Consider the following 12,778-nt stretch of genomic DNA (forward strand, 5'->3'; position numbering starts at 1 on the left):
CCCGGTCCGGGCTCTCACAGGCCCTTCCGGTACGTCACACGTTCCTGCGGTACTGCCCGCCCACCTCGAAGAACGCCTCGGACACCTGCTGGAGCGAGCAGACCCGGGCGGCGCTCATGAGGACTTCGAAGACGTTGTCGCCGTTGACGGCGGCCTCCTTGAGACGGGCTATCGCCTGCTCGGACGGATCGCCGTGCGCGGTGCGGAAGCTCCGGACGCGGAACAACTGCGACTCCTTCTCCGTCTCGGTGGCACGGGCCAGTTCGAGACTCTGGGGCTCGACGTCACCACCGGTCCTGCGGAAGGTGTTCACGCCGATGATCGGGAGAGTGCCGTCGTGCTTGCGCTGCTCGTACAACATCGACTCGTCCTGGATGAGGCCACGCTGGTAGCCGGTCTCCATCGCGCCCAGCACACCGCCACGCTCGTTGATCCGGTCGAACTCGGCCAGCACGGCCTCCTCGACCAGGTCTGTGAGGTGGTCGATGACGTACGAACCCTGGAGCGGGTTCTCGTTCATCGCCAGGCCCCACTCACGGTTGATGATGAGCTGGATGGCGAGGGCCCGTCGTACCGACTCCTCGGACGGTGTGGTGACGGCCTCGTCGTAGGCGTTGGTGTGCAGGGAGTTGGCGTTGTCGTAGATGGCGATGAGGGCCTGCAGAGTTGTGCGGATGTCATTGAAGTCCATCTCCTGGGCGTGCAGGGACCGGCCGGAGGTCTGGACGTGGTACTTCAGCTTCTGTGAGCGCTCGCCCGCGCCGTACTTCTCCTTCATCGCGATGGCCCAGATCCTGCGGGCGACCCGGCCCAGCACCGAGTACTCCGGGTCCATGCCGTTGGAGAAGAAGAACGACAGGTTGGGTGCGAAGTCGTCGATGTTCATCCCGCGTGCCAGGTAGGCCTCGACGTAGGTGAATCCGTTGGCGAGGGTGAAGGCGAGCTGGCTGATCGGGTTCGCACCGGCCTCGGCGATGTGGTACCCCGAGATGGACACCGAGTAGAAGTTGCGCACCTTGTTGGCGATGAACCACTCCTGGATGTCGGCCATCATCCGCAGGGAGAACTCGGTGGAGAACAGGCATGTGTTCTGGCCCTGGTCCTCCTTCAGGATGTCCGCCTGTACGGTGCCGCGCACGTTCACCAGCGCCTGGGCGCGCAGCTCGACAGCCTCCGCGGGCGAGGGATCGTGGCCCTCGGCCTCGCGGAACCTGTCGGTCTGTTGGTCGATGACGGTGTTGAGGAAGAACGCCAGCACCGTGGGTGCCGGGCCGTTGATGGTCATGGACACCGAGGTGGTCGGCGCGACCAGGTCGAAACCGTCGTAGAGCGCCTTCATGTCGTCGAGTGTGGCGACCGAGACACCGGAGGTGCCCACCTTGCCGTAGACGTCAGGGCGTTCGTCGGGGTCCCGGCCGTAGAGCGTGACCGAGTCGAACGCGGTGGAGAGCCGGGTGGCCGGCTGCCCCTCCGACAGCAACTTGAAGCGCCGGTTGGTACGGAAAGGATCGCCCTCACCGGCGAACATCCGCGCAGGGTCCTCGCCGTCCCGCTTGAACGGGAACACTCCCGCCGTGAACGGGAAGTAGCCGGGCAGGTTTTCGCGGCGCCAGAAACGCACCAGCTCCCCGTGGTCGGTGAAGGTGGGGAGTGCCACGCGGGGCACCTTGTTGCCCGACAGCGACTCGCGGGTCAGTTTGGTGCGCAGCTCACGGTCGCGCACCTTCACCACCTGTTCGTCACCGGAGTAGGACTCCACGACGGCGGGCCAGTTCTCGATCTGCTCCGTGACGAGGTGCGGAAGCCGCTTGCGCGCATCCTTCAGCAGTGCCTCGACGCTCCCTGAGTCGGTGCCGGCCTCGGTGAGTTCGCGCTCGACGAGGACCAGGCGCTGGACCCGGCGGGCCGCATCGGCGAGCCGCTCTGTCCCGAGGTGGTACTTGCGGACCGTTTCGGTGATCTCGGCGAGGTAGCGCACCCGCTCCGCGGGTACTACCTGCCGGATACCGGAGGAGTGGCGTACGTCGACGTGGTGCAACACACCCTCTGACAGTCGCAGTCCCTTCTCGGCCAGGGTGGCCGCCAGGTGTTGGTAGAGCGCGGTGACACCGTCGTCGTTGAAGGTCGCCGCCGAGGTGCCGAACACCGGCATGTCCTCGGGGCTGCTCTGGAACGCCTCGCGGTTGCGGACCATCTGGCGGCCCACGTCGCGCAGCGCGTCCTTGGCGCCCCGTCGCTCGAACTTGTTGATCGCCACGGTGTCCGCGAAATCGAGCATGTCGATCTTCTCCAGCTGCGAGGCAGCCCCGAACTCCGGCGTCATCACGTACAACGAGGTGTCGACAAAGGGAACGATGGCCGCGTCGCCCTGGCCTATGCCCGGAGTTTCCACGATGATCAGGTCGAATCCGGCGGCCTTGACCACATCGATCACGTCGGGCAGGTGCTCGGGCAGTTCGTGACTGCCCCGGGTGGCCAGGCTGCGGAAGAACACCCGGTCCCCGTCGAGGGAGTTCATCCGGATCCGGTCGCCCAGCAGCGCGCCACCGCCCCGGCGGCGGGTGGGGTCGACCGCGATGACGGCGATGCGTACCTTGTCCTGCTGGTCGATACGGAACCGGCGCACCAACTCGTCGGTGAGCGAGGACTTGCCGGAGCCGCCGGTGCCGGTGATTCCCAGAACCGGCGTGCTGCGGGTCGCCGCGGCGCCGCGCAGCTCGTCCAGCAGGTCCGCGGGGAGCTTGCCGAGTTCGGCGCCGGTGATGGCACGCGCGAGCGCGAACCGCTCCCCGGCACGTACGGCGGAGGCGTCGGCCGGCTTGCTGTCCCAGAGGTCGAAGTCGCAGTCGTTCACGACCGAGTTGACCATTCCGGCCAGGCCCAGACGCTGGCCGTCCTCGGGGGAGAAGATCGTCACGCCGCTTCTGCGAAGCCGGTCGATCTCCTCGGGCACGATCACGCCCCCGCCACCACCGACCACGTGGATGTGATCGGCTCCGCGTTCGCGCAGCGACTGGACCAGGTACTCGAAGTACTCGACGTGCCCGCCCTGGTAGGACGAGACCGCCACGCCGTGCACGTCTTCCTCGAGCGCGGCGTCTACGACCTCCCGCACCGAGCGGTTGTGCCCGAGATGGATCACCTCGGCACCCTGGGACTGGAAGATGCGCCGCATGATGTTGATCGACGCATCATGTCCGTCGAACAGGGCGGAAGCGGTTACCAGACGGACAGGATGCACGGGACGGTGCAGCTCACTCATGAAGGGCCTTCTCGGTTCGCGACGGGACAACGCCGGTTGACGAGGTACTAGGGCGTCCTAGTACCTGATGTCGGGGCGCCCTGGTGACATGCAGACAGGTCAAGTGGTGCGAGGAGTGGTGCAAGGGGGAGCGGCGGAGCCTGCGGGTGCTCACTTCGCGATCATGGGTTCCGCCAGAGATGCCGGGCCGCCATGAGCCAGCCGGGGACCGGGACTTGGAGGGCCTCGGAGAAGCGGCGCCGCGATCGCGCTCGGCCATCCGGCCGGCGCGACCATCTGGGCAGGTGGCCGACGACTCTCGGTGCGCCGGGACCTCGAACATCGGCATCGTCACGACGTGCATCGGCGCGCAAGCGTCTGCCCGCGCTGCTTCCGAAGGATTTACTGGGACGGGGCCCGGCGCCCCGGCATCTGCCACGACCGCCGAGGAGTCACTGAGCGGTGAAACCACCGTCGACGACGAACTCGGAACCGGTCGAGTAGCTCGAGTCGTCCGAAGCGAGGTACATCACCAGGTGGCTGACCTCTTCGGGCTCGCCGAGCCGGCCCACTGGTGTGACCTGCCCGAGCGCGGCCATACCGGCTTCACCCCGGTGCGCCTCCAGCATGGGGGTCCGAATCACCCCCGGGTGCAACGAGTTGACGCGGATGCCGTATTGGGCGAGGTCCAGCGCCGCGGCCTTGGTCATGCCGCGCACGGCCCATTTGGTCGAGGCGTACGCGATCGATCCGGGCGAGGCGATCAGGCCGCCCATGGACGAGACGTTGATGATGGAGCCGCCGCCGGCCCGGCGCATGGACGGGACCACCGCCTGCATGCCGAGGAAGACGCCGACCTGGTTGATGTCGACCACCTTGCGAAAGCTGGCCTCCGGCAGGTCTTCGAGAGGGCTCGGTGCGGCGATGCCTGCGTTGTTCAGCAGGACGTCGACGGGGCCGAAGGCCTGCTCGGTCTCGGTGACGACTTCCTTCCAGCGTGCGCCGTCGGTGACGTCGAGAGTGCTGAAGCGGGCACGCCCGCCCAGCTCGGTGGCGAGCTTGAGGCCCTCCTCCTCCAGCACGTCGGTGATCATCACCGAGGCGCCCTCGGCGATGAAGCGGCGGGTGTGGGTCGTGCCCAGCCCGCCGACACCGCCGGTGATGAGTACGACCTTCCCGGTGAGCCGGTCCTGCATGGTGCGTCACTCCTTCGAGTGGTGCTGTCGGGCCGCGGTCGGTCGCTTTCCGGGACATCGGACGGGGCGGCCGTGGACCCCGCACGTGACTGGCCGGCAAGGCCCGGGGGCGGAGCCGGCAGAGGGTCAGGACCCGTCCGGTTCGACTTCCGAAAGGCCCTTGGTGGCACCCATGTCGAAGTACTCGCGCCAGCTGACGATCAGTCCGTTCTTGACAGTGAAGGCGCCCATGATGGGGATTTCGATCCAACTGCCGTTGCGCAGGAAGCTGTCGAGACGTTCGGTCAGGACATTCCCCTTCCCGTCGCCGGCGATGTTGAGGACCTGCACCTTCATCGCGCCTTCGGTGTTTTCGTAGGCGAGCATGCGCTGCTTCCATTCCTCCCGCGAGTGGGTGGGAGCGACCGGCATGTTGTGCACGAACACGTCTTCGCTCAGGAAGGCGACTGTGGTTTCGACGTCATGTTCGGCCATCTTCTGCAGGAAGGTGGTCACGATCTCTGTCTCGTTCATAAAAGTGCCCCTTGATATGGACTCTGCGGATTTCCGCTTCGACTCGGCCACGCGCGGCGGGCCGCCCGTGTCAGTCGATCAGGAAGATGGACTTCAGCTGCTGGTAGCCGGCCAGAGCCTCGGGACCGAACTCGCGGCCCATCCCGCTCGCCTTGACCCCGCCGAAGGGCGCGTTGATGTCGATGGCGTAGCCGTTGACGCCGACCGTGCCCGCCACGACCTGGCGCGCGACACCGGTGGCCCGCTGCCGGTCGGCCGACCACACCGTGCCGCCGAGGCCGTACTCGGAGTCGTTCGCGATCCGCACAGCGTCCTGGTCGTCGTCGTAGCGGGTCACGGCGAGCACCGGGCCGAAGATCTCCTCCCGGGCGATGACCGAGGTGTTGTCGACGTCGGCGAAGACGGTCGGCTCCACGAACCAGCCGCGATCCAGGCCGGCCGGCCTGCCACCGCCTGCCACCAGCCGCGCGCCGTCCTGGCGGCCCTTGGCGATGTAGCCCTCGATACGGTCGCGTTGGGCCCTGGAGAAGACCGGCCCGATCTGGGTGCCCCGTTCGAGCGGGTCACCGACCTTCAGCTCGGACGCCCATGAGGCCATGGCCTCGACGACCTCGTCGTAGCGGCTGCTCGGCGCCAGGATGCGCGTGCAGGCGACGCAGGTCTGGCTGTTGTTGGCCAGCGAGACGCCGGTCAGGCCCTTGAGGACGGTGTCCAGGTCGGCGTCGTCCAGGATGATCGCCGCTGACTTGCCGCCGAGCTCCAGACTGACCGGTCGCAGCAGACTGCCGCAGACCTCGGCGATCTGCCGGCCCGCGGCGGTCGACCCGGTGAAGGCGACCTTGTCCACGCCCGGGTGCGACACCAGGTAAGCGCCCAGTTCACGGCCACCCGGCGTGTAGTTGATGACTCCTGGCGGGAGTTGGGCCTCTTCCACGGCCTCGGCGAAGATATGGGAGTCGAGCACCGCCCCGGGGGACGGTTTGACCACGATCGTGCAGCCGGCCGCCAGCGCCGGCCCGATCTTCGAAACCGCCAGTACGGTCGGGTAGTTCCAGGGCACGACGGCCGCCACGACCCCCACAGCCTCGCGGCGGACCAGAGTGTCGAAGCCCATGGGCGAAGGACGCCGCTCTTCGGGCTCGAGGGTCTCGGCGAGCTGTGCGTAGTAGCGAAGTACGGAGACCGAGAAGCGGCCCTCGAACTGCTTGCTCATGGGGTAGGGCATCCCGACTTGCTGGCTCACCACTCGGGTGAACTCGCTGAGCCGCTTCTCGAGGGAGTCGGCAAGGCGGTTGAGCGCCGCCGCCCGCTCCTTGGGATCGGACGTCGCCCATCCTGCGTCCAGGGCGCCGCGCGCCGCGGCCACGGCCGTGTCCGCGTCCCGCTCCACGGCCTCGGGAACGCTGCCCAGGTATTCCTCGGTCGCCGCGTTGACGGCGTTCAGGCGCTGTGACGACGAGGGCTTCACCCATTTGCCGCCGATGTAAAGAAGTTCGTGATCCAACGACACTGGTTGACTCCTTCATGGTTCGGACACCTCACCGGTGCCGGCCCATCCGTGACGAGGGACGCCATGGGCAGGGCCCGAGGATGCTGATCAGGCGGGCGTCTTGGACGAGGCCTTCGTGGACGCCGCCTCTCCGGGCCGTGAGGTGAGAACGAAACCGTCGTACCCGCGCTCGGCGATCTCGTCACAGATCTGGCTGTAGTGGTTCAGCCCCCGGACGTACGGCATGAAGACCCGCGGTTTGCCGGGGACGTTCGCGCCGAGGTACCAGGAGTTGCCTTCCGGGTAGAGAGTCCTCGCCGCGGCCTCGTTGACCTGGCGAACCCAGTCGGCCTCGGCCTCCGCGGAGGCATCGATCATGGCGGTCCCGTGATCGCGGAGGAACATCAGGCATCGCGTGATCCAGTCCACGTGCTGCTCGATCGAGACCACCACGTTGGACAGGACCGACGGGCTCCCCGGACCGGTGACGATGAACATGTTCGGGAATCCGCTCGTCGACACACCCAGGAAGTTGTGCGGCCCGACCGACCACTTGTCACGGAGCAGGAGGCCGTCCCGGCCCTGGATGTCCACCGACGTCAGTGCGCCGGTCATCGCGTCGAAGCCGGTGGCGAACACGATCGCGTCCAGGGGGTACTCCGCGCCGCTCTCGGTGCGCAGCCCGGTCGCGGTGAATCCGTCGATGGGGTCCGCGCGCACGTCGACCAGGTCGACGTGGGGCTCGTTGTAGACCGCCGGGTAATTGGTGCCCACGCACGCGCGCTTGGCCCCGAACGGGAAACCGTGGGGGGTCAGGGCCCGGGCAGTCTCCGGGTCTTCCACGATCGTCCTGATCTTCTCGCGCAGGAACTCCGCGACCGTCTCGTTGGCCTCACGGTCGTACAACAGGTCGCGGTAGCTCACCAAGAGGGCCGTCGCGGCGCCGTCGTCCCAGTAACGCTCGTAAGTGGCTCGCCGCTCGGCGTCATCGACTTCGAGGGCCTTGTACTTGGGGGCGGGAAGGTCGATCCCGAAGCTCGAATTGTGTGCCGCGTTCCGCCGCCACTCCGCGCGCTCGTGTGCCTGCCGCTTTTCCTCTTCGGTCAGCGGGCGGTTGTTCGCCGGGAGCGCGAACGCGGGAGTGCGCTGGAACACCGTGACATGGTCCGCCTGCGCGGCCAGTTCCGGAATGACCTGGACGCCGGAGGAGCCGGTGCCGATCACGCCGACACGGCGCCCGGTGACGTCGACGCCCTCCTTCGGCCACTGCGCGGTGCGCAGAAGTTCGCCCTGGAATTCGCTCAGGCCGGGGATGTCGGGAAGCCGGGAGGAGGAGAGGTTACCCGTGGCCATGATCAGGAACTGGGCGTCGTAACGGCCGCCCCGGTCGGTCTCGATCGCCCAGCGGCCCGAAGACTCGTCGAATGTGGCCGTGGTGACGCGGAGACCGAGATCGATGTCACGGCGCAGGTCGAACCTGTCCGCTACGTGTTCGAGGTACCGGAGGATCTCCGGCTGCGCGGCGTACTTCTCGCTCCACTCCCACTCCGCTTCGAGCTCGGGGGAGAACGAGTAGGAATAGTCGACGCTGCGGACGTCACACCGGGCACCGGGGTAGCGGTTCCAGTACCAGGTCCCCCCCACCCCGTCACCCGCTTCGATGATACGGGCGTCGAATCCTCGTTCGCGAAGGCTGTGGAGTTGGTAGAGGCCGGCGAACCCCGCACCGACGACCACTGCGTCGAGTTTTTTCGGGGCCGACTGCTGGTCCTGGTGGGACATCGGGGTTGTCTCCTGTCTGAGGCGATGCCGTGAGCAGATCCGGTGCACGGTTCGGCGACACGGCCTGTGACCCCAGGGCTCCGTACCGTCTGGTGTGTCATGGAGCTGATGGGCTGCTTGGCCCGAGCGCCTTGACTTCCCTGCGGTGTTCCTCCGGAGGTACGGGTGACGTCTCGGATGGAGTGGTCGCCCGATGATGCGTGGAGGGTACGGCCCCGGTATGTCTTCTGCGGTGGGTGCTGTGGGCGAATGGATGGCCGACCCGGCCCGATGGCGTCGTCTGCGAAGGAGTGCCGAATGACCTGGGTGATCGGAAATGAGCCGACTCGGGCGCGGGCCTGCAGGGCGCCTGTTCAGCGGTCCTGTCGCAGCGACTTGACGCATCGCGTGACTCCTGCGGCAGCCGTCGGACGAGCCTTCAGCTGCCCCGGCTGTCGGGACAATATTCCCGCTTTCCGGACGGTGTCAACGACGCCAGGCTCCGGCGGGCGTCAGTTGGCCGCGGATCGGAGCGGGTCATCACGTCGGCGGCCGGCGCATCCGCCGCGAGTATTCAGCCCTCGCCTGATGCGCTCTGACCTGGGGTTCTGTGGAGCACCTCGTCGATCATGCGGAACCGGCCGACGAGGGCTTCCGTCCAGCCTTACTGGGGGAGTGGTCGACGGCGGCGTCGGAAATTTCGCTCAGGTGGTCGCTGTCTGCGATGTGGCGTGCGAGTGCTGCTGAACTGCCGGTGCCACAGGTGCCGTAGGGGAACCCAGGCGTGAGGCGAACGGAAGGCGGCCGGGTATCGCGCCACACGGCGCGACCGTGCCGGGAAACCGGTCACGGTGCTCCCTGGAACGCCCCTCATCCACGACACGGCGACCACTGTCTGCGCACGTCAGCGCAGTGATCGTGAGGGTCGGTCGTACGCCGGGAATGCCGGAGTGAATTCACTCTTGCCTGTAGGACGCCAGTGGATTACTGTCATTTTCGATGTTGACATCGAATGTGATGACGCTGAGGTGTGGCACTCCGCACCGGCACCTCCTCAACTCCGCACGGAGCCCTTCTTCGACTGTCGCCGGTGTACCGGGCTCCGTCGCACCCTCTTACGGCGCGGGCGTCACGGCCGTGATGTGAGCGAGCGGTCGTCGGCCGGATTGGCCCGGTCCGCGCCCCGCCCCGCCACTCACCCCGATTAAGGAAGAGGAATGATGAACAAGACTTTGGACGGCCGGGTGGCCGTTATTACCGGAGCAGGGCGCGGGATCGGCCGTGGTCACGCCCTTGAGTTCGCTCGCCGTGGCGCGAAGGTCGTGGTGAACGATCTCGGTGGCTCGCGTGACGGCACGGGCAGCGACGGCGGCCCGGCGGCCGCCGTGGTCGAGGAGATCATCGCGGCGGGCGGCGAGGCCATCGCGAACACGGACGACGTCGCGGATGAGCAAGGGGCGAAGAATCTCATCGACTCCGCGATCGAGCACTTCGGTCGCCTGGACGTGCTGGTCAACAACGCCGGCATCCTGCGCGATCGCACGGTGGCCAACATGTCGTACGCCGAGTGGGACGCGGTGATCCGCGTGCACATGCGGGGCACCTTCGGTCCCACCCACTTCGCCGTGGCGCACTGGCGGAACCTGGCCAAGGCGGGCGAGACCGTCGACGCCCGCGTCATCAACACCAGCTCCTCCTCCGGTCTTTACTGCAACCCCGGGCAGGCGAACTACGGTGCGGCCAAGGCGGGCATCGCCTCCTTCAGCGTGATCACCGCACGTGAGGTCGCGCGCTATGGCATCACGGTGAACGCCATCTACCCGAGCGCTCTCAGCCGGATGACCGAGGACCTTGCCGCGGCCGCGAACCTTGCGCCCGGGACCGCCGATGTCTTCGACCCCACCGACCCCGAGAACGTCGCCCCGGTGGTCGCATGGCTCGCCGGCCCGGACGCCAAGGACGTCACGGGCCGTGTGTTCGGCGTGTACGGCGGCCGAGTCACCGTTGCCGAGGGCTGGCACGCGGGTCCGTCGGCCGAGAGCGACAAGCGGTGGACGGTCGAAGAGCTCGATGACGTCCTGCCCGACCTGCTGGCGAAGTCCGCGGAGAACGCCGGCACCGACGGCAGCATCCCGGACAAGGGTGCGCGATGACCATAGACGTCGATGCGGTCGGGCGTACCGCCGGTCCGGCCCAGATCTCCTGGAACTCCACCGACGCGCTGCTCTACGCGCTCGGCGTGGGCGCGGGACAGGACGACCCGGCTGCCGAGCTGGAACTCACGACCGAGAACACCGAAGGCCGCGCGCAGCAGATCCTGCCGACCTACGCGATCGTGCTCAGCCAGAAGGCCGGACTGCGCGCAGGCTACGGCGACGTCGACACGTCGAAGATCGTCCATGCCCAGCAGTCGCTGACGCTGCACCAGCCACTGCCCGTGGAGGGCTCGGTCCTGCTGACCCAGACGATCACCGGGATCCACGACAAGGGATCCGGTGCCCTGGTCACCACGGACACGGAAGGCGTGGACGAGAAGAGCGGCGAGCTGCTGTTCACCGCGGGGGGCGGCGCGTTCATCCGCGGTGAAGGCGGCTTCGGCGGTGACCGGGGGCCGTCCTCGTCCTGGAACGCGCCCGACCGGAAACCGGACCACGTCGTCAAGACGGCCACCCGGCCGGACCAGACCCTGCTCTACCGTCTTTCCGGGGACCGTAACCCGCTGCACTCGGATCCCGCGTTCGCCGCCCGTGGCGGATTCGACCGTCCGATCCTGCACGGCCTGTGCACGTACGGCACCACGGCCCGAGTGCTCCTGCGTGCGCTGGGCGTTGCCCCGGACAGGCTGGCGTCGATCACCGGACGGTTCACCCGGCCGGTCATGCCGGGGGAGACGCTGACCGTCTCGATCTGGTCCGAGGACGACTCGCACTACTTCCGCACCACGGACTCCGAAGGCAATGTCCTGCTCGACCGAGGCATGGCCACCCTTCGTGAGGGGGACACCGTATGACGCCCGCCACCAGCACTCCTCGCCCCAAGCCGGTACCTCGGCCCACTGATTCGACGCGCCCCTACTGGGATGCGGCCGCGCGTGGGGAGTTGTGGATCCAGCGTTCGGTCACCACCGGCACGTACGTGTTCTACCCGAGGACGGTGTCGCCGTTCGGCGCCGGCGACGAGCTGGAGTGGGTCCGCGTGAGCGGTCTCGCCACCCTCGACTCGTACGTCATCAACCACCGTCCGGCCCCAGGCTTCGAAGCCCCGCATGTGATCGCCATCGTCAAGCTGGAGGAGGGTCCGCGGATGCTCAGCACCGTCGTCGGCGTCGACCCTGTACCCGAACAGCTGGTGCTGGACATGCCGTTGCGGGTGGACTTCGAACCCCGTGGCGACATGTCGCTGCCGGTGTTCCGTCCGGCGGAAGAGGGAGAGGCGCTGTGAAGCCCGGGGAAATCGCGATCAGGGGTGCCGCCGAGAGCCGGATCGGCAAGGTTCCCGGAGTGTCGGAGCTCGAACTCCGGGCGGAGGCGGCCCTTCTGGCGCTCGCCGACGCGGGACTCGACGTGTCCGACGTGGACGGCATCACCAGTGCCACGCAGTCGCCCCTCGACGTCGCGCACTACATGGGCATCAACCCGTCGTGGTATGACGGCACCACCGTGGGCGGCTGCTCCTTCCTCGTCCACGTGCGTCACGCGGCCGCCGCGATCGCGGCAGGCCACTGCGAGACGGTGCTGGTGCTGCACGGTGAGTCCGGTCGTTCCCAGGTGGGGCGCCCGCCGCGGGTCCAGCCGCCTGACTCGCTGTTCATGCAGTTCGAGGTGCCGTACGGGCTGTACGCGCCGCCCAACTCGTTCACCCTGCCGGTGCTGCGTTTCCTCAAGGACACCGGCAACACGCAGGAGCATCTCGCCGAGGTCGTGGTGGCGCAGAGCAAGTGGGGCGAGGGCAACCCGCGGGCGAGCCGGCCGGACCTGGTCACTGTCGACGACGTGATGGCCTCGGACATGATCGCCTACCCGTTCCACAAGCTGCAGTGCTGCCCGCTCACCGACGGTGGCGGCGCCCTGGTGGTCACCTCCGCGGAACGGGCGGTGGACGGTCCGAACGCTCCCGTGTACCTGCTCGGGTCCGGTGAGTCGATGGACACGTCGCTGATCTCGGTCATGGACGACCTGACGTCGTCCAAGGGCTTCCGCCAGTCCGGGGCCGCCGCGTTCGCGGAGGCCGGGATCACGACCGACGACGTCGACCACCTCATGGCGTACGACGCGTTCGCGCACCTCCCGCTCTACATGCTCGCCGACCTCGGCTTCGTCGACCGGGCCGACGTCGGCGCGTTCATCGCCGAGGGGAACACCTCGCCCGGCGGCCGGCTGCCCATGAACACCAACGGTGGCGGACTGCGGTACACCCACACCGGCATGTACGGCATGTTCGCCATCCAGGAAGCCGTACGCCAGCTCCGAGGCGAGGCGTTCCGCCAGGCCGGCACTCCCGAGATCAGCCTGGTTCAAGGCGTCGGCGGGATGTTCACGGCCGCGGCCACGCTCATCCTCTCCAACAGGAGGCCCTGAC

9 protein-coding genes are annotated in these 12,778 nt (G+C 67.7%); 4 read left to right on the forward strand and 5 right to left on the reverse strand.

Translation table 11 applies throughout. The features are described 5' to 3' along the window. Positions 1-34 precede the first annotated feature (34 nt). From icmF to ACIRHA_RS03940, 5 genes are all read right to left on the reverse strand, one after another. Positions 35-3,262, reverse strand: coding sequence for a fused isobutyryl-CoA mutase/GTPase IcmF (icmF, locus tag ACIRHA_RS03920; RefSeq protein ID WP_403839517.1), 3,228 nt, complete (start codon positions 3,260-3,262; stop codon positions 35-37). A gap of 431 nt (positions 3,263-3,693) precedes the next feature. Next, positions 3,694-4,437 carry a glucose 1-dehydrogenase gene (locus tag ACIRHA_RS03925; RefSeq protein WP_403839519.1) on the reverse strand — a complete coding sequence of 248 codons (744 nt, stop codon included), beginning with the start codon at positions 4,435-4,437 and terminating at the stop codon, positions 3,694-3,696. Between the two features lie 126 nt (positions 4,438-4,563). Then, positions 4,564-4,950 carry a limonene-1,2-epoxide hydrolase family protein gene (locus ACIRHA_RS03930; RefSeq protein ID WP_403839521.1) on the reverse strand — a complete coding sequence of 129 codons (387 nt, stop codon included), beginning with the start codon at positions 4,948-4,950 and terminating at the stop codon, positions 4,564-4,566. Positions 4,951-5,020: 70 nt separating this feature from the next. Further along, a complete protein-coding gene (locus tag ACIRHA_RS03935; RefSeq protein WP_403839523.1) occupies positions 5,021-6,460 on the reverse strand; it encodes an aldehyde dehydrogenase in 1,440 nt (479 codons plus the stop codon). An 87-nt stretch (positions 6,461-6,547) separates the two neighbouring features. Continuing rightward, positions 6,548-8,221: a flavin-containing monooxygenase gene (locus tag ACIRHA_RS03940; RefSeq protein ID WP_403839525.1), complete on the reverse strand. Its 1,674-nt coding sequence runs from the start codon at positions 8,219-8,221 to the stop codon at positions 6,548-6,550. Between the two features lie 1,199 nt (positions 8,222-9,420). Between ACIRHA_RS03940 and ACIRHA_RS03945 the strand changes: the two genes are divergently transcribed. From ACIRHA_RS03945 to ACIRHA_RS03960, 4 genes are read left to right on the forward strand one after another with little or no spacing between them, the layout of a single operon-like run. Then, positions 9,421-10,353, forward strand: a complete 933-nt coding sequence (locus ACIRHA_RS03945) for an SDR family oxidoreductase (RefSeq protein WP_403839527.1) — start codon at positions 9,421-9,423, stop codon at positions 10,351-10,353. Next, positions 10,350-11,210: a MaoC/PaaZ C-terminal domain-containing protein gene (locus ACIRHA_RS03950; RefSeq protein WP_403839529.1), complete on the forward strand. Its 861-nt coding sequence runs from the start codon at positions 10,350-10,352 to the stop codon at positions 11,208-11,210. Before ACIRHA_RS03945 ends, ACIRHA_RS03950 begins: the two co-directional genes overlap by 4 nt. Next, positions 11,207-11,641: a Zn-ribbon domain-containing OB-fold protein gene (locus ACIRHA_RS03955; protein ID WP_403839531.1), complete on the forward strand. Its 435-nt coding sequence runs from the start codon at positions 11,207-11,209 to the stop codon at positions 11,639-11,641. The genes ACIRHA_RS03950 and ACIRHA_RS03955 overlap by 4 nt, the downstream gene beginning before the upstream one ends. After that, the gene (locus tag ACIRHA_RS03960) at positions 11,638-12,777 is read left to right on the forward strand and encodes a thiolase C-terminal domain-containing protein (RefSeq protein ID WP_403839533.1); all 1,140 of its coding nucleotides are present in this window, start codon (positions 11,638-11,640) and stop codon (positions 12,775-12,777) included. Before ACIRHA_RS03955 ends, ACIRHA_RS03960 begins: the two co-directional genes overlap by 4 nt. Position 12,778: the final 1 nt, after the last annotated feature.

The sequence above is a fragment of the Streptomyces sp. NPDC102360 genome, from assembly GCF_044766085.1.
GTDB lineage: Bacteria > Actinomycetota > Actinomycetes > Streptomycetales > Streptomycetaceae > Streptomyces.